At 71.8% G+C, this 16,425-nt stretch carries 17 protein-coding genes, 6 tRNA genes and 1 pseudogene; 15 read left to right on the plus strand and 9 right to left on the minus strand.

The genetic code is table 11. The annotated features are described in order from the left end of the window. Nucleotides 1-330: 330 nt before the first annotated feature. The 3 genes and pseudogenes from cobT to PV682_RS09235 all read left to right on the plus strand — a co-directional run. Nucleotides 331-2,070 (plus strand): annotated as a pseudogene (gene cobT / locus PV682_RS44290) (nicotinate-nucleotide--dimethylbenzimidazole phosphoribosyltransferase); the annotation flags it as partial. A gap of 467 nt (nt 2,071-2,537) precedes the next feature. Continuing rightward, entirely contained in the window at nt 2,538-3,770 is a 1,233-nt protein-coding gene (gene cobA / locus PV682_RS09230; RefSeq protein WP_319725983.1) for a uroporphyrinogen-III C-methyltransferase, read from the plus strand. A gap of 65 nt (nt 3,771-3,835) precedes the next feature. Continuing rightward, entirely contained in the window at nt 3,836-4,654 is an 819-nt protein-coding gene (locus PV682_RS09235) for a TrmH family RNA methyltransferase (RefSeq protein ID WP_319725985.1), read from the plus strand. A 145-nt stretch (nt 4,655-4,799) separates the two neighbouring features. On the opposite strand, the gene PV682_RS09240 is transcribed toward PV682_RS09235, so the two are convergent. After that, complete coding sequence (locus PV682_RS09240) at nt 4,800-6,104, minus strand: serine/threonine-protein kinase (protein WP_319725987.1); 1,305 nt, start codon at nt 6,102-6,104, stop codon at nt 4,800-4,802. 195 nt (nt 6,105-6,299) lie between these two features. Between PV682_RS09240 and PV682_RS09245 the strand changes: the two genes are divergently transcribed. The 4 genes from PV682_RS09245 (at nt 6,300) to PV682_RS09260 (ending at nt 8,418) form a co-directional block, all read left to right on the plus strand. Beyond that, nucleotides 6,300-6,575 (plus strand): hypothetical protein, encoded by a 276-nt coding sequence (locus PV682_RS09245; protein WP_319725989.1) that lies wholly within the window; start codon nt 6,300-6,302, stop codon nt 6,573-6,575. Nucleotides 6,576-6,772: 197 nt separating this feature from the next. Then, complete coding sequence (locus PV682_RS09250; RefSeq protein WP_010351326.1) at nt 6,773-6,949, plus strand: hypothetical protein; 177 nt, start codon at nt 6,773-6,775, stop codon at nt 6,947-6,949. Nucleotides 6,950-7,101: 152 nt separating this feature from the next. Beyond that, complete coding sequence (locus PV682_RS09255; protein ID WP_319725994.1) at nt 7,102-8,043, plus strand: aminoglycoside phosphotransferase/kinase family protein; 942 nt, start codon at nt 7,102-7,104, stop codon at nt 8,041-8,043. A gap of 81 nt (nt 8,044-8,124) precedes the next feature. After that, nucleotides 8,125-8,418 carry a TFIIB-type zinc ribbon-containing protein gene (locus tag PV682_RS09260; protein ID WP_109364107.1) on the plus strand — a complete coding sequence of 98 codons (294 nt, stop codon included), beginning with the start codon at nt 8,125-8,127 and terminating at the stop codon, nt 8,416-8,418. 48 nt (nt 8,419-8,466) lie between these two features. Here the strand turns inward: PV682_RS09260 and PV682_RS09265 are convergent. The 5 genes from PV682_RS09265 to PV682_RS09285 form a co-directional block, all read right to left on the minus strand. Next, nucleotides 8,467-8,538 (minus strand) — tRNA-Val (locus tag PV682_RS09265). 32 nt (nt 8,539-8,570) lie between these two features. After that, nucleotides 8,571-8,642, minus strand: a tRNA-Val gene (locus PV682_RS09270). Between the two features lie 21 nt (nt 8,643-8,663). Continuing rightward, a tRNA-Val gene (locus tag PV682_RS09275) sits at nt 8,664-8,735 on the minus strand. Between the two features lies 1 nt (nt 8,736). After that, nucleotides 8,737-8,810: transfer RNA gene (locus PV682_RS09280), tRNA-Cys, on the minus strand. Nucleotides 8,811-8,851: 41 nt separating this feature from the next. Continuing rightward, nucleotides 8,852-8,924, minus strand: a tRNA-Gly gene (locus PV682_RS09285). Nucleotides 8,925-9,079: 155 nt separating this feature from the next. On the opposite strand from PV682_RS09285, the gene PV682_RS09290 reads away from it, so the two are divergent. From PV682_RS09290 to PV682_RS09300, 3 genes are read left to right on the plus strand one after another with little or no spacing between them, the layout of a single operon-like run. Next, nucleotides 9,080-10,099, plus strand: a complete 1,020-nt coding sequence (locus PV682_RS09290; RefSeq protein ID WP_319725996.1) for a chorismate-binding protein — start codon at nt 9,080-9,082, stop codon at nt 10,097-10,099. 22 nt (nt 10,100-10,121) lie between these two features. Beyond that, complete coding sequence (locus tag PV682_RS09295) at nt 10,122-10,943, plus strand: aminotransferase class IV (protein WP_319725999.1); 822 nt, start codon at nt 10,122-10,124, stop codon at nt 10,941-10,943. A 52-nt stretch (nt 10,944-10,995) separates the two neighbouring features. Then, nucleotides 10,996-11,841 (plus strand): GNAT family N-acetyltransferase, encoded by an 846-nt coding sequence (locus PV682_RS09300; protein WP_319726001.1) that lies wholly within the window; start codon nt 10,996-10,998, stop codon nt 11,839-11,841. 13 nt (nt 11,842-11,854) lie between these two features. Here the strand turns inward: PV682_RS09300 and PV682_RS09305 are convergent, their stop codons facing one another. Then, the gene (locus tag PV682_RS09305) at nt 11,855-12,370 is read right to left on the minus strand and encodes a DsbA family protein (RefSeq protein ID WP_319726002.1); all 516 of its coding nucleotides are present in this window, start codon (nt 12,368-12,370) and stop codon (nt 11,855-11,857) included. Between the two features lie 224 nt (nt 12,371-12,594). Here PV682_RS09305 and PV682_RS09310 point away from each other — a divergent pair, with 224 nt between their 5' ends. Both PV682_RS09310 and PV682_RS09315 read left to right on the plus strand, forming a co-directional pair. Beyond that, the gene (locus PV682_RS09310; RefSeq protein WP_319726005.1) at nt 12,595-13,047 is read left to right on the plus strand and encodes a hypothetical protein; all 453 of its coding nucleotides are present in this window, start codon (nt 12,595-12,597) and stop codon (nt 13,045-13,047) included. Between the two features lie 151 nt (nt 13,048-13,198). Further along, entirely contained in the window at nt 13,199-13,351 is a 153-nt protein-coding gene (locus tag PV682_RS09315) for a hypothetical protein (protein WP_187750717.1), read from the plus strand. Between the two features lie 81 nt (nt 13,352-13,432). On the opposite strand, the gene PV682_RS09320 is transcribed toward PV682_RS09315, so the two are convergent. Both PV682_RS09320 and PV682_RS09325 read right to left on the minus strand, forming a co-directional pair. Continuing rightward, nucleotides 13,433-13,993: a CGNR zinc finger domain-containing protein gene (locus PV682_RS09320; RefSeq protein WP_319726011.1), complete on the minus strand. Its 561-nt coding sequence runs from the start codon at nt 13,991-13,993 to the stop codon at nt 13,433-13,435. A 307-nt stretch (nt 13,994-14,300) separates the two neighbouring features. After that, on the minus strand, nt 14,301-14,714 hold the full coding sequence (locus tag PV682_RS09325) for an SsgA family sporulation/cell division regulator (protein ID WP_004002642.1): 414 nt from the start codon (nt 14,712-14,714) through the stop codon (nt 14,301-14,303). 189 nt (nt 14,715-14,903) lie between these two features. Here PV682_RS09325 and PV682_RS09330 point away from each other — a divergent pair, with 189 nt between their 5' ends. From PV682_RS09330 to PV682_RS09340, 3 genes are all read left to right on the plus strand, one after another. Continuing rightward, the gene (locus tag PV682_RS09330; RefSeq protein ID WP_319726012.1) at nt 14,904-15,338 is read left to right on the plus strand and encodes a TIGR02611 family protein; all 435 of its coding nucleotides are present in this window, start codon (nt 14,904-14,906) and stop codon (nt 15,336-15,338) included. A 119-nt stretch (nt 15,339-15,457) separates the two neighbouring features. Beyond that, nucleotides 15,458-15,529: transfer RNA gene (locus PV682_RS09335), tRNA-Val, on the plus strand. Between the two features lie 62 nt (nt 15,530-15,591). After that, nucleotides 15,592-16,401 carry a glycosyltransferase family 2 protein gene (locus tag PV682_RS09340; RefSeq protein ID WP_319726013.1) on the plus strand — a complete coding sequence of 270 codons (810 nt, stop codon included), beginning with the start codon at nt 15,592-15,594 and terminating at the stop codon, nt 16,399-16,401. Nucleotides 16,402-16,425: the final 24 nt, after the last annotated feature.

The raw sequence follows: 16,425 nt of genomic DNA on the forward strand, positions 1-16,425 counted from the left end.
CCGGCCCCCACCTCCGTCTCCCCGATGGACGACCCCCACCCCGACCACGGCTCCCCGTCCACCCCTGCGGAAACGGTTGCCCAGCCCAACAACACCCCCCTCACCCTCGCGGAACCCCCCGTACCCCCGACCCAAGAACCCGTACACGTGCACGCTGAAGCCCAGCCCACCCCGGACGAAACCCCCGGCCTCACCCCTCCGCACCAGATCCCCGACACCCCTGTCGGCGAGTTCACCGCGGCCGGGGGCCACGTCCCCCTCCCGCCCCAGCGGGACACGGACGACCCCGGCGCGGCCCAGAGCGCGGACGACCTGGCGACGACGGAGGAGCACACGGGCCCGGCGGCCCCCGCGTACGACGACGCGGAACGCGAAGCCGTACTGAAGGTGATGAGGGAACGCCGGGACATCCGCAACGGCTTCCGCGGCGACCCCATCCCGCACGAGGTGCTGCTCAGGGTCCTGGAGGCCGCGCACACCGCGCCGTCCGTCGGCCACTCCCAGCCGTGGGACTTCGTCGTCATCAGGTCCCAGGAGACCCGCCAGACGATGCACGACCTGGCGATGCGCCAGCGGGACGCGTACGCCCAGTCCCTCCCCAAGGGCCGCGCGAAGCAGTTCAAGGAACTGAAGATCGAGGCGATCCTCGAAACCCCCGTGAACATCGTGGTCACCGCCGACCCCACGCGGGGCGGCCGGCACACCCTCGGCCGGCACACGCAGCCGCAGATGGCCCCGTACTCCTCCGCGCTGGCGGTCGAGAACCTGTGGCTGGCGGCCCGCGCGGAGGGCCTCGGCGTCGGCTGGGTCAGCTTCTTCGACGAGCGCGAGATGGTCCGGGCCCTGGGCCTGCCGGAGCACCTGGAGGTCGTCGCCTACCTGTGCGTCGGCTACGTCGACGAGTTCCCGCCCGAGCCCGAGCTGATGCAGGCGGGCTGGGCCAAGCGCCGCCCCCTGTCCTGGGTCGTCCACGAGGAGACGTACGGCCGCCGCGCGCTGCCCGGCGAGGACCCGCACGACCTCCTCGCGGAGACCGTCGCGAGCATCCGCCCGCTGGACGCGAAGGCGCTCGGCGAGGCGTGGGAGCGGCAGAAGCGGATGACGAAGCCGGCGGGCGCCCTCGGCATGCTGGAGATCATCTCCGCCCAGCTCTCCGGCCTGTCCCGCCAGTGTCCGCCGCCCATCCCGGAGCCCGCAGCGGTCGCCATCTTCGCGGGCGACCACGGCGTCCACGCGCAGGGCGTCACCCCCTGGCCCCAGGAGGTGACGGCCCAGATGGTCGCCAACTTCCTTGGCGGCGGCGCGGTCTGCAACGCGTTCGCGAACCAGGTCGGCGCCGAGGTCTGCGTGATCGACGTGGGCGTGGCGACGGACCTCCCGGCGACCCCGGGCCTGCTGCCCCGCAAGATCCGCGCCGGCACGTCCGACATGACGACGGGCCCCGCGATGACCCGCGAGGAGGCCAAACAGGCCATCGAGGTGGGCATCGAGACGGCCCGCGACCTGGTGGCGGCGGGCAACAAGGCCCTCCTGACCGGCGAGATGGGCATCGCCAACACGACGGCCTCCGCAGCCCTGATCGCCGTCTTCACCGGCGCCGACCCCGCCGAGGTGACAGGCCGGGGCACCGGCATCAACGACGAGACCCTCGCCCGCAAGACAGAGGTGGTCCGCCGAGCCCTCGACTTCCACCAACCCGACCCCGCGGACCCGATCGCGGTCCTCGCGGCCCTGGGCGGCTTCGAACACGCGGCCATGGTGGGCCTCCTCCTCGGCGGCGCCTCCCTCCGGACCCCGGTGATCCTGGACGGCGTCAGCGCGGGAGCGGCAGCCCTGGTAGCCCGGGCCATCGCCCCCGAGGTCCTCGCAGCCTGCATCGCAGGCCACCGAAGCGCCGAACCGGGCCACGTAGCAGCCCTGAACAAACTGGGCCTCCGCCCCCTCGTGGACCTGGACCTACGCCTGGGCGAAGGCACAGGAGCCCTCCTGGCCCTCCCCCTGGTCCAGAGCACAGCAAGGGCCATGCACGAGGTAGCAACCTTCGACTCAGCAGGCGTAACGGAAAAATAGATCACCCAGCAAGAAGGGAGCCTGCCAACAACGCAGGCTCCCTTCTCATCACCCCTCCCACGCCCCCGCACCCACTCCACTTGCCCCCCAGCTACGGCCAGCCGCCCCGCACCCCCACCCGCCCGCACCCGCTCCACCCCGCCCCACCCAGCTGCGGCCAGCCGCGCCACACCCCCACCCCACCCACCCGCACCCACTCCACCCCCCTGCCGTAGCTGCGGGCAGTCGTGCCGCTAGGGGCGGCACGGGTGGGCGCAGCGGCACCCCGCCAGCGCGGGCAAGCGACAACGCCCCCACCCCAGCCCCCACCGAACCCGCACCCACCCCCTCACCACCACCCCCCACCCCCTGACCCCACCCCCAAAGCCGCGCCCTCCCCGAAGTCCACCCCCCGAACCCCCACCCCACTCCACCCCCTCACCCCGTAAAATCCGCACGTCAGAGCCCACCCACCCAGGAGCCGAACCATGGCCGAACACCCCGCCTACCCCGTGGGCCTCCGCCTAACCGGCCGCCGAGTGGTCGTCCTCGGCGGCGGCCAGGTAGCCCAACGCCGCCTCCCGGCCCTGCTCGCGGCAGGCGCGGACATCGTCCTGATCTCCCCGCACGCAACCCCGTCGGTAGAGGCGATGGCAACGGCGGGAGAACTGACCTGGGAGCAGCGGGCGTACGAGCCCGGCGACCTGGCCACGGCCTGGTACGCCCTGATCGCGACGGACGACGAGGACGCCAACACCGCAGCCTCGGCGGAAGCGGAAGCGCACCGAGTCTGGTGCGTACGCTCGGACGACGCGGACAGGGCAACGGCCTGGACCCCGGCAACAGGCACCAGCGAGGGCGTGACGATCGCGGTCCTGACGACGGACGCGAAGAACCGGGACCCCCGCCACACGGCGAGGATCAGGGACGCGGTCCTCGCGGGCCTGCGCGACGGCACCCTGGTGGCCCCCCACCACCGCACCCGCACCCCCGGCGTGTCCCTGGTCGGCGGCGGCCCGGGCGACCCGGACCTGATCACGGTCCGGGGCCGCCGCCTCCTCGCGGAGGCGGACGTGGTGATCACCGACCACCTCGGCCCCAGGGACCTCCTCGCGGAACTCCCCCCGCACGTGGAGGTGATCGACGCGGCGAAACTCCCGTACGGCCGCTACATGGCCCAGGAGGCCATCAACAACGCCCTGATCGAACACGCGAGGGCGGGCAAGTCGGTCGTACGTCTGAAGGGCGGCGACCCGTACGTGTACGGCCGGGGCATGGAGGAGGTCCAGGCCCTCGCCGCGGCCGGCATCCCCTGCACGGTCGTCCCCGGCATCTCCAGCTCGATCTCGGTCCCGGGCGCGGCCGGCATCCCGGTCACCCACCGGGGCGTGGCCCAGGAGTTCACGGTGGTCAGCGGCCACGTCGCCCCCGACGACGAACGCTCGAAGGTCGACTGGCCGTCCCTCGCGAAGCTGACCGGCACGCTGGTCGTCCTCATGGGCGTCACGAAGATCGACCGGATCGCCGAGACCCTGATCGCCCACGGCAAGTCCCCCGACACCCCGGTGGCCCTGGTCCAGGAGGGGACGACGGCCGCTCAGCGCAGGGTCGACGCGACGCTCGCGACGGTCGGCGAGACGGTCGTCACGCAGGACGTGAAGTCCCCGGCGGTGATCGTCATCGGCGAGGTCGTCACCGTGGGCCCCGACACCGTGGCGTAACCCCGGGTAACACAACCCGTCCCGAGCCGTTGGCACCGCACCCAGGACAAGGCAGTATCACTTCTGTGGCCGATCTCATCACCGTCGACGACCCCGACGACCCCCGTCTGCGCGACTACACGGGCCTGACCGACGTAGAACTCCGCCGCAGACGCGAACCGGCCGAGGGCCTCTTCATCGCCGAGGGCGAGAAGGTCATCCGCCGCGCGAAGGAGGCGGGCTACGAGATGCGCTCGATGCTCCTGTCCGCCAAGTGGATCGACGTCATGAGAGACGTCATCGACGAACTCCCGGCCCCCGTCTACGCGGTCACCCCGGAGCTGGCGGAACGGGTGACGGGCTACCACGTCCACCGAGGCGCCCTGGCGTCCATGCAACGCAAGCCCCTGCCGACGGCGGAGGAACTCCTCCGCGAGGCCCGCCGGGTAGTGATCATGGAATCGGTGAACGACCACACCAACATCGGCGCGATCTTCCGCTCGGCGGCGGCCCTCGGAATGGACGCGGTCCTCCTCTCCCTGGACTGCGCCGACCCCCTCTACCGCCGCAGCGTGAAGGTCTCGATGGGCGCGGTCTTCTCCGTCCCCTACGCCCGCCTCGACACCTGGCCCAAGGGCCTGGACTCGGTACGGGAAGCAGGCTTCGACCTCCTGGCCCTGACTCCGGACGAAAAAGCCCGCTCGCTGGACGAGGCGGCCCCCCACAAGATGGACAGAGTGGCCCTGATGCTGGGAGCGGAGGGCGACGGCCTCTCGACCCAGGCCCTGATGGCAGCGGACGAATGGGTACGCATCCCGATGTCACACGGCGTGGACTCCCTGAACGTAGGAGCAGCGGCGGCGGTGGCGTTCTACGCGGTGGCGACCGGCCGCCCGGAAAACTGACGCCCTCTGGGGAGCAGCGCAGGGCCGGTTTCCCAAAACGCCGCGATGACCAACGCCCTCAAGGGGCGCGGGGCTGTATCTGATACGCGGCTACCGCCGCGTGGGCGCGACCAGCCACAACAAACCCGCACCCGCCCGCAACCCGTCAGTCCCCCGACGACGGCCCCCGCCCCTGCTCCTGCCACACAACACTCCCGCCCTCGCCACCCAACCCCCGCGCAGGCCCCTGACAAGCCTGAACCAACCCAATCCCCAACGCCACCAACAACGTCACCACGACAAACACGAACAACCGCTGCCGCAGCAACCGAGGATTGGCGGGCCGCCGCCCAGTCCCGGTGGGCCGAGGCCGAGTCCCCGGCGGCCGACCAGCCCCGGTACCCCCACGCGGCGCAGGTCGACTACCGCTGGGCCGAGGCCCCCGCCCCGAAGACGGAGTAGGCCGAGCGCTCCCGGACGGCCGGGACGACGACGGCGCCCCCCGGGACGGCCGAGGCGGCGGAGTGACCCCCGAGGACCGAACACTCCGCTCGGTATAGCTGGCGGTATCGGCAACCCGCCCCACCCCCCGCTCCCCCTCAGCGGACCGAGGCCCGGCGACCCGCCCCTCGATGACCGCCCCCTGAGCCTCCCGAGCGGCGATCTCCTTCAGCCGCAGAGACAACTCCAGCGTGCTGGGCCGTTCCTCGGGATCCTTGGCGAGACAGGCCCGAACCAGCGGAGCCAGCGCATCGGGCACTCCCTGGAGCTGAGGCTCCTCATGCACGACCCGATAGAGCATCACCTCCGAACTCCCGTGCCCGAAGGGCGAGTCGGCGGTGGACGCGTACGCCAGAGTCGCCCCCAGCGAGAACACGTCCGTGGCCGGCGTGACAGCGGCCCCCCGAACCTGCTCGGGCGCGAGGAACCCCGGCGACCCCACGGCGGTCCCGACATGCGTGAGCGTGGACGCGCCCGTGGCCCAGGCGATCCCGAAGTCGATGATCCGGGGCCCCTTGGGCGACAGCAGAATGTTGGACGGCTTCAGATCCCGGTGGACGACCCCGGCTTCGTGGACGGCGACGAGCCCCTCGGACAGCGCGGCCCCGATGGAAGCGAGCTCGGCGGCCCCTATGGGCCCTTCGTCGCCGACTTTGTCGTGCAGGGAAGGCCCGGGAACGTACTGCGTGGCGAACCAGGGCCGCTCGGCCTCGAGATCGGCGGCGACGAGCCGGGCCGTGCACCCGCCCCGGATCCTGCGCACGGCGGACACCTCGCGAGCGAACCGCGAGAGGAACTCCTGGTCCTCCGCCAGATCGGGCCGGATGACCTTGAGCGCGACGCGCTGCCCCTTCTTGTCGGAGCCCAGATAGACGACGCCCATCCCGCCCGCGCCGAGCCGTCTGTGAAGCCTGAACGAGCCGACGACGCGCGGGTCCTCGCGCCTCAGGCGCATCATCGCCATGTTCATCCCCGCTGCCGGTCCGTGTGACGTGCCACAGCTTACGTTTCCCCGCCCGCCGGTGTGCAGGAGCCGCGCCCTCTCGGCCCGATCGATTGTCAGTGCCGGGTGGGAGACTTGAGAGGTGGTCAGGAAGGCGGCGCCGCAACGGTTTTCGGCCGTGACCTGATCTCAACCAGCCGTCACAGAAGGGGGATTGGCACTGTGAAGGGTGACCGAGTGGAGATAGTCGTGGACGCGGGGGACACGACGCGGACCTACGAGGTGGTGGCCAGCAGGGCGGGCCGCAGGGTGGAGACGGCGGTCCGCAGGGGGGTGGTGGAAGTGAGCGAAGTCACGCGCTCCGGGACGGTGATCCGTACGGCCCGCTTCATGGCGAACCGGGTCCTGGCCCTCGTCGAGCAGCCGGTCCCCCGGGAAGCGGAATCGGAAAAACCGGCCCGGACCGGACACCCCTTCCGGGAAGACCCTGAGTCGTAGGATCCCGTCTCCACCCAGGGGAGTACGCCGCAGGTCGAGGCTCATCCTCCGGGAGGCCCACCGATCGGTACGAAGGCATGACGCCCGCGCGGCGCCACCCGCCTAAGTTAGAGGTCAAGCGGCGGGTGCAGCACTCGTCCCCCGAGGTCAGACACCCGCCGCTGCCAACGACAACCTGAAGTCGGGAAGGAGGAGCCATGGCCTACACGGCCCCGCGGAACACCTACCGCGACCAGCCCGAGCCCGGCCGTCGTCACCCTCTGACGGCGACCCTGATGGTCCTCCCTCTCGCGGTCCTGCTCTTCGTCGTCTTCGGCGGCTGGGAGACAGTGGCCACACAGGCGTCGTCCGTGGGCGTGATGCTGGGGCGCTGAGCGGCGACCCCAGGCCCGGAAGAGCGGTCCGGGCGGGGACATCCCACCCATGAAACCCCGTGGGGACGGGGGTGCGGCGGACGGCAACAATGCCGGCGCAGCTGGGGAGCTGCGCCGGCATTACTTTTGTCCCTGCGCGACGTCCGTACGCGATGTCCGTACGCGACAGAAGGACCCCCGTGACCCTGCTCACCGACCTCACGTTCCGCCTCCGTGCCCGGGCCCACTCCGAGCCCCCACCCTGCGCCTGCCCCACCGCCACCCTCGCGGACCGCCCCGACGCCACGGTCGTCCGGCACGCCGGCACCGTCGCCAAGGCCCACGCCCCCGGCACACCCCCCGAGACCCTCCTCCCGCGCCTGCGCACGGCGGCCCGCCTCCCCGACGTCTTCCTCCCGCCGCTGACCCCCGCCCCGGCCCTCCTGCACGACCGCCTGGTCACGTTCTGGCCCTACGGCACCCCGGTGGACCCCGAGGCCCCCGAAGAGGCCCCCTGGGAAGCCGCCGGTGCCCTCCTGGCCCGCCTCCACCGCGCCGCCCCGCCCCCGGGCCTCCCCCCGATGCGCGGCCCGGCGAAGGCCGCGCAGGCCCTCGCCCGCCTCGCCGCCGTCACCCACCCGGCGACCACCCCCGTACGCCGCGCCTGGCGCCGCCTCCCCGCCTGGGCCCGCGCCGAGGCCCCCATGCCGGCGGCGGGCCTCTGCCACGGCGACCTCCACCTCGGCCAGCTCGTCCGCACCCCGGCCGGAGACTGGCGCCTCATCGACGTCGACGACCTCGGCACCGGCGTCCAGACCTGGGACCTCGCCCGCCCCGCCGCCTGGTACGCCTGCGGCCTCCTCCCGCCCGAGGAGTGGAACCGCTTCCTCACGGCCTACCGCGACGCGGACGGCCCCGCCCTCGACGGGTACGACGATCCCTGGCCCGCCCTCGACGTCGCCGCGCGTGCGCTGACCGTCCAGACCGCCGCCCGCGCGATCGCCAAGTCGGCCCAGCAGCGACGGCAGTTGGACGAGGTGGAGGAGGCGCTGGTGGACGCGTGCGCGCGGATGGGCGCCGTACCGCCTGGTCAGGTGACGATCGACCCGCCGTAGGGTGCAACCGTCCGGCCCCGGACGGAGTCTGTCCTGGGGTAACGCGAAACAGGAACGAACAGTGAGGAGTCGAGGCCGATGATGCAGTGTCCGAAGTGCCACGCGGCGATGCACACCTACAACCGCAACGGCGTCCAGATCGAACAGTGCAGCAACTGCCGGGGGATCTTCCTCGACTACGGCGAACTGGAGGCCCTGACCCGCCTGGAGGGCCAGTGGGGCCAGCCCGGCCCGCAGGCATACCCGCCGGCGCCGCCGGTCCCCCCGCCGGGCCCGGCCTGGGGCGCCCCGCAGCACCACGGCGGCCACCACGGGGGTCACCACGGCGGGCACCACCGCCACAAGAGCTTCGGCCACATGCTGTTCTCCAGCTAGCCGGAACGCCACGAAGCCCCCGGTGGCAACCGGGGGCTTCGGCGGATGTGGACGATACTGGGATTGAACCAGTGACCTCTTCCGTGTCAGGGAAGCGCTCTCCCGCTGAGCTAATCGTCCGGGAGAAACCACGACCCGAAGGCCATGGCCAGTGCGCGATACTGGGATTGAACCAGTGACCTCTTCCGTGTCAGGGAAGCGCTCTCCCGCTGAGCTAATCGCGCGGGGAAGCCTTGCGGCTCCAGTGGACGATACTGGGATTGAACCAGTGACCTCTTCCGTGTCAGGGAAGCGCTCTCCCGCTGAGCTAATCGTCCTTGGAGGTGGAGACGGGATTTGAACCCGTGTAGACGGCTTTGCAGGCCGTTGCCTCGCCTCTCGGCCACTCCACCAGGAGTGCAGGGGTTCGGGAAGATCCCCTTGCTTTCCTTCGAGCGGACGACGAGGCTCGAACTCGCGACCTCAACCTTGGCAAGGTTGCGCTCTACCAACTGAGCTACGTCCGCTTGTCTTTCCCGGCCCGCTTGCGCGTCCCGGCGACGTGTTGAACTCTAGCGGATTCCCGGGCCAGCACAAAAACGCGTTTGCGCAGCGTGCTGCCACACGTCACCGAACCGCCCAGCTCAGGCCCCCTCACGGACACCCCACCTAGACTCGACGCGTGCCCCACCTCCCTCCCCTCGCCCGCTTCGGCACCCGCGTCGCCACCGACCTCCTGGACGTCACGAGCGACCCCGCCGCCCTGGAGTCCAGCGGTTTCTGGGCTGTCGCCGCCGACTTCGAGGGCCGCCTGACCTGCGCCCGCTTCGCCGACGTACGCCGCGAACCGGTCCCCGCGCCGGTGCCGGGCGCCTGGCACGGACCGGCGGCGGGGGACTGGACGTCGTCCCTGGACCGGTCCGCGTACACGGCGGGCGTCCGGCGTATCCGCGAGCACATAGCCGCGGGCCGCGTCTACCAGGCCAACCTCTGCCGGGTGCTGTCCGCGCCGGTCCCCGAGGACGCCGACGTCGACGCCCTCACCGCCCTCCTCGCCCTCGGCAACCCGGCGCCGTACGCGGGCACGATCCGCCTCCCCGGGCACGGCGTGCAGATCGCCACCGCCTCCCCGGAGCTCTTCCTGCGCCGCGCCGGCCGCGCGATCCTCTCCGGCCCCATCAAGGGCACCGGCCGCACCGAGGCCGACCTCCTGGAGAAGGACTACGCCGAGAACGTCATGATCGTGGACCTCGTCCGCAACGACATCGGCCAGGTCTGTGCGACGGGCAGCGTCACCGTCCCCGACCTGTGCGCGGTGGAGAAGCACCCCGGCCTCGTCCACCTCGTCTCCACCGTCGCCGGCGAACTGCGCCCCGGCGCCGGCTGGCCCGAGCTCCTCGCCGCCGCGTTCCCGCCCGGCTCCGTCACCGGCGCCCCCAAGTCCAGCGCCCTCAGCATCATCGACGCCCTGGAGACCGCGCCGCGCGGCCCCTACTGCGGCGGCGTCGGCTGGGTCGACGCCGACCGGGGGAGAGGTGAACTCGCCGTCGGCATCCGGACGTTCTGGATCGACGGGGGCCTGCTGAAGTTCGGCACGGGCGCCGGGATCACCTGGGGCTCCGACCCGGAGGGCGAGTGGCGGGAGACCGAACTGAAGGCGTCCCGGCTGCTCGCGGTAGCGTCGGGGGAGTACGACGGCTGACGAAACCCGCGAGGTGGCACCGGTGAAACTCTGGCTCGACGGCGGACTGAAGGACATCGACGACGCGCGCGTCTCCGTCCTCGACCACGGACTGACCGTGGGCGACGGCATCTTCGAGACCCTGAAGGCGACCGAGGGGCGCCCCTTCGCGCTCACCCGCCACCTCGACCGCCTCACCCGCTCCGCCCGGGGCCTGGGCCTGCCCGACCCCGACCACGACGAGATCCGTACGGCCTGCGCGGCCGTCCTCGCCGCCAACCCCATGCCGCTCGGCCGCCTGCGCATCACCTACACCGGCGGCCAGGGCCCCCTCGGCTCCGACCGCGGCGCCCACGGCACGACCCTCGTCGTCGCCCTCGGCGAGACGGCCCGCCGCGCCGACACGACCGCCGCGGTCACGGTCCCCTGGACCCGCAACGAACGCGGCGCCCTCACCGGCCTCAAGACCACCTCGTACGCCGAGAACGTCGTCGCCCTCTCCCGCGCGCACGACCAGGGCGCCACCGAGGCGCTCTTCGCCAACACGGTCGGCGCGCTCTGCGAAGGCACCGGCTCCAACGTCTTCGTCGTCCTCGACGGCGAGCTCCACACCCCGCCGCTCGCCTCCGGCTGCCTCGCCGGGATCACCCGCGAACTGGTCGTCGAGTGGACCGGCGCCCACGAGACCGACCTCCCCCTCGACGTCCTCGAACGCGCCGACGAGATCTTCCTGACGTCCACCCTCCGGGACGTCCAGGCGGTCCACCGCGTGGACGCGCGCGAGCTGCCCGGGACGCCGGGGCCGGTGACGGCGAAGGCGATGCGGGTGTTCACGGAACGGGCGGCGGACGATCTCGACCCGTGAGCGGCCCCGTAATTGAACTGCTCAGAGGACCTGCGACGGGTAGAAATTCGGCATGACCACGACTCTGCGCCCCACCGAGCCGCTCCAGCGCGAACCCGGCCCCGCCGGACGGCTCTCACGCCGCTACCAGGTGTGCGTGAACAGCCGCCCCGTCGGCACGCTCCACCTCGGCACGCACCCCGGCTTCGGCCCCACGATCGCCCGCATCGAGGAACTCCACATCGACGAGGCCGACCGCCACCGGGGCCGCGCGACGGTCGCCGCGCTCGCCGCGGAGGAGGTGGCGCGCGGGTGGGGCTGCCGGTCCATCGAGGTGTACGTCCCCGTCGAGCGCGGCACCGACCCGGCGACCGTCCCCGGCATCCGCCTCGCCACCGCCCTCGGCTACGTCCTGCGCAACCGCGGCATGGAGAAACCCCTCGGCGCGACCGCCCCGGCCCTCCCGCCCGGCCTCACCGTCCGCCCCATCACCGAGACCGAGCACGGCCCCTTCATGGAGAACAGCTTCCGCGCCTTCGCGGAGGCGTGCGTGGAACGCGGCATCACCCGCGAGGAGGCGGACACACGCCTCGCCCGCGAGATCCCCGCCCCTCCCGCGACCCGTCCCGTTCCACCCGGCTCCACCATCGACGTCCTCGAACACCCCGACGGCCGCCTCGGCATCCTCTGGCTCGCCACCGAGGGCGACAAGTCCTACATCTACGACGTGGAGGTCGCCGAGGAGTTCCGGGGGCGGGGACACGGCCGCACCCTGATGCACCTCGCGGAATCGAGGGCGATCACGGCGGGCAAGGCCCTGATCGGCCTCAACGTGTTCGCCGGCAACACTCCGGCGGAGCGGCTGTACGAATCGCTGGGGTACGAGGTGGTGGGACACGGCATGTACAAGGTGCTCTGACCTCGGGGCCGCCTTACGCGCCGGGCGCCGCCAGCAGCCGGTCGGCGATCTCCTCGATGCGCTCCCGGAGCCCCTCCTGGCTCTTGCCGCCGTCGAGCCGCTCGCCGTCGATGACGTACGTCGGGGTACCGGTGACGCCGATCGCCTTGCCCTCGGCCTGGTCCGCGTCCACGATCAGGATGTGCCGGCCGTCGATGAGCGCCGTGTCGAACTCCTCGGCGTCCAGCCCGAGTTCACGCGCCGTATCGACGAGGAAAGCCTCCCCGCGCCGGTCCAGCTCCTCGACCCGCCCGAGCACCGCCTCGACGTACGCCCACCCCTGCCCCTGCTCCAACGCCTCCTCCGCGGCCTGCGCGGCTGCGAAGGAGTGCTTGTGCTTCTCCAGCGGAAAGTGCCGCAGCCGCACGTCCAGCCGGTCCCCGTACCGCTCCCGCAACAGCCGCAGATCGTCCAGCGCGGACCGGCAGTCGGGACACTGGAGCTCGCACCAGACGTCGAGGACGACGGGGGAGGGGGAGGAATCGTTCATGGGGGGAGTCTTCCAGGTCGGGGTGGGGGAACCCAACCTGCGGGTGGCCCGCGCCTCGTCGGGGTGTTCGTCGGGGGCGACCCGGAGATGTCCCTGATGTCCTCGCCGGGGCGTGGCCGCGACGGGTGGGGGAGGTGCACGATGGAGGGAGGACGGGGCGTGCGGACCGGGAGGACGGGGTGCGCGGCCCGTGCGAGCAGTGCACACCGAGCCTGGAGGACCGGATGATTGCCGAGACCGTCTGTTCCGCTGTGGCCGCGGCCGGCCTGGGCATCGCGGCGGTGACGGCGTACCGGAAGCGCTTCCTGGCGGCGGCCCGCATCGCGGCGTACGCGCTCGTGCCGCTGGGCCTCGTGATGACCGGTGTCGTCGAGTGGGCGGCGGACACCGCGTTCAGCCCTGTCGCCTGGGCGGGATTCGCCGTACTCGGCGGTGCCTGGGGGCTGTTCGCGCTGACCCGTTCCGTGGAGCGGCGCAGGGGCGGCACCCGCAAGGAGCGCAGGGCGGCGGCGCGCACGGCGAGCCGTGAGGCCGTCGCGCCGGGTGCCTCGACCCCGACGCTCGGAGCGGCGGCGCCCCGGCAGTCCCGGCCCGCGGCGGGCCGCCGTACGGAATCCGCCTCCTCCGGCGAGGACTTCAGCGACATCGAGGCGATTCTCAAGAAGCACGGCATTTGAGGCACCTCGGCTGAAACGACACAAGTGGTCCCCCGGCCGCGCGGAAATGATCACGCCCTGAAACGGACCTCGACGGTTTCGGCGAACTCCCGCTCAATCCGCGCGTATTGATCGCAACAGGGGTCCCACCTGCGCCATCATCGCCCGCGAGATGCTGGACACCACACAGAGCGATGCCGCGCCCCCTCAGGACGAGCCGCGCGGATGCCTCTTCGCCCTATCCCAGCCACCGCTCATGATCTTCCTCGCGGTGATCGGGTCCCTCCTCCTCATGGCAGCCCTGCACGACCTGCTGCTGCTGTGACCGTCCCGCGCCCCCGGCGCCACCCGCCGGGGCGCGCGCCCACCCCACCCCTACAGACCACCCCACCCACGGCCCCGCTTCTCACCCCGTGGCTTCCTTCCTCCGTGCCCGGTAGGCCGCCACGTGCAAGCGGTTGCCGCAGGTTCTGCTGTCGCAGTAGCGGCGGGAGCGGTTGCGGGAGAGGTCGACGAAGGCCCGGCGGCAGTCGGGGGCCTCGCAGCGGCGCAGGCGCTCCTGTTCGCCGGCGACGACGAAGAACGCGAGGGCCATGCCGCAGTCGGCGGCGAGGTGGTCGGCGAGGGAGGCGCCGGGGGCGAAGTAGTGGACGTGCCAGTTGTAACCGTCGTGATCGGTGAGCTGCGGCGTCGTACCCGCCCCGGCGACCAGCTTGTTGATCAGCTCCGCCGCGGTACGGGCGTCCGGCGCCTCGAAGATCTCGGCGAACCGATCGCGCAGTGCGCGGACCGACTCCAGGTCGACCGGGGTCAGCGCCTCGGCCCCGCTGATCTCGTTGGAACGTACGAACTCTTCGAGCGAGGCGACGTCCGGCAGCCCGTCCACCGCCGTCTCGTCCTCCGGCGTGGTGTTGACCAGGCCCACCACCGCGTCCAGCGCGCACCGGGTGTCGTGGGGGATCAGCACATTTCGCTCCCTGCCCTGAGGACGGGCCACGCGCCCGCCGATGCTGGCCGATGGTAGCCGTCCCGGCCCGCGGACCACGGCCCCACGACCCCCGCCCACCTGGACATCGCCTCACCCCGCATCCGCCGACGGGAACCCCCTGCCCGGCCCCCGCGCGGCGAAAACGCCTCCGCCGCAAACACCGGCGCCGCCCACCGGAGAACCCGGTGAGCGGCGTCGGTCGCGGCCCGTTACGGCCCGCGTCCGTGGCTGCCCGAGCCGTCTCCCCGAGTGGACGGCGTCGGGCGGGGTGGAGGTGTCGCGCTGCCTAGCTCTCCGCCAGGATGTGCGACAGCTCCTGATCGAGGTCGAAGTGCCGATGCTCCGTGCCCGGTGGCACGGCCGCGTCGGTGCGCTTCAGGAAGGATTCCAGTGCCCGCGCCGGTGCTTCCAGGAGGGCCTCGCCCTCGGGGGAGCTGAGGGCGATGCAGACGACCCCCTGACCGTGGCTGCGCGACGGCCATACGCGGACGTCACCGGTTCCGGTGGGCCGGTGGAGGCCCTCCGCGAGGAGGTCGCGGGCGAACACCCACTCGACGGTCTCCTCGGCTCCGGTGTGGAAGGTGGCGTGCACGGCGTAGGGATCGGCCGTGTCGTACCGCAGACCTGCGGGAACAGGCAGGGAGGACTCGCTCGACACAACGAGGCGCAGGTGCAGCTCGCAGCTGACCGTGGTGTTCATAAGCGCCAGGGCCTTTCGCTCAGTGTGCGCTCGGGGATTCGCACGTCGGCGAAATCGACATGCCACCTACGGTGCCGTTGTAAACCCCTCTGAGTGTTTTGTGCGTCTTTACGTAACTCTTCCGGCCGAGACCCTCTTCTCCCGGTACCACCATTCCGGTGATCGGATTCTCTCCGGTAAGGTTCAGGTATGAATACGGGGAGTGACGAGCCCGGCGAGGCGACCGTGGTCACGGACAGTGCGAAACCCGACGGCCTCGGGTCCAAGGCGCCGGCGTTCATCAAGAAGAGCAGGACACTGCACCTGAGCTGGCAGGTCGGCGTCTTCGTCGTCGGCCTCGCGGTCGTGGTGCTCGGCATCGTCATGCTGCCGCTGCCCGGGCCCGGCTGGGTCGTGATCTTCGCCGGCATGGCGATCTGGGCCACCGAGTTCGTCTGGGCCCAGCTGGTCCTGCGCTGGACGAAGCGGAAGGTCACCGAGGCCGCTCAGAAGGCGCTCGACCCGAAGGTGCGCCGCCGCAACATCATCCTGACGTCGATCGCGCTGGTGATCATCGGCGCGCTGGCCGGCGTCTACCTCTGGAAGTACGGCCTGGAGATGCCCTGGAACATCAAGAACCAGTGAGAACAGCACGCTGACCGCTCCCCGTCGGTCGTCCCGTGCCACCGACCGCCTCCCCCCTCGGTGGCCCCGACCCCGGTCGTACCCACCCCCTGACATGCGGTAATGTTCACCCCGCACCCGGGCGATTAGCTCAGTGGGAGAGCGCTTCGTTCACACCGAAGAGGTCACTGGTTCGAACCCAGTATCGCCCACCCGATCCAGGGGCCGTTCCGGACGCCGGAACGGCCCCTGGTGCATGCCCAGGGGGGAACGCATGGCCAGCCTGATATCGATCATCACGCCGATCTACGACCCCCACCCCGCGTACCTGACGGCCGCCCACGCCTCCCTCGCCGCGCAGACCCTGCCGCCGGGTTGGTCCTGGGAGTGGATCGTCCAGGAGGACGGCGGGACGGGCGTCGCCGAGGCGCTGCTCCCGCGGGACCCCCGGATCCGTACGGCGCGTGGCCGCCATGGCGGCGTCGCCATCACCCGCAACCTCGGCCTCGCCCGCGCCGAGGGCTCCCTGGTCAAGAACCTCGACCAGGACGACGTCCTCACCCCCGGCGCCCTGGCCAGGGACATCGGGGTCATGAGCGACCCGGCAACCGGCTGGACCACCTCACGCGCCCTCGATCTCCTGCCCGACGGCACGACGGCCGCCAACGACAACGACCCCGACCCCGGCCCGGTCCCCCGGGGCACGGTCGCCGCCTACTGGCGCACCCACGGCCACCGCCTCCCCGTCCACCCCGCCACCCTGTGCATCCGCCGCACCCTGGCCGTGGCCCTCGGCGGCTGGATGGCCGTACCCGGCTCGGACGACACGGGACTGCTGATCGCGGCGGGCACGATCGCGCCGGGCCACTTCACCGGTGAGCCGGGCCTGCTGTACCGCAAGTGGCCCGGTCAGGTCTCCGCGGGCGACGCCCATACGGAACCGGTCGAACGGGCCCTGCGGATGCGCCTGATCGACGAGCGGGCCCGGCTGCTCGCGGCACTGTTCGACCAGCGACAGGACCAGCGACAGGACCAGCGGGAGGACCAGCGGCAAGATCAGCAGCAGGATCAGCGGCAGGGCTAGGGACAAACGGCGCCAGTCCGCCGT

Origin of the sequence: Streptomyces niveiscabiei (genome assembly GCF_033794345.1) — a bacterium.
In the GTDB taxonomy this organism is placed as follows: Bacteria; Actinomycetota; Actinomycetes; order Streptomycetales; family Streptomycetaceae; genus Streptomyces; species Streptomyces niveiscabiei.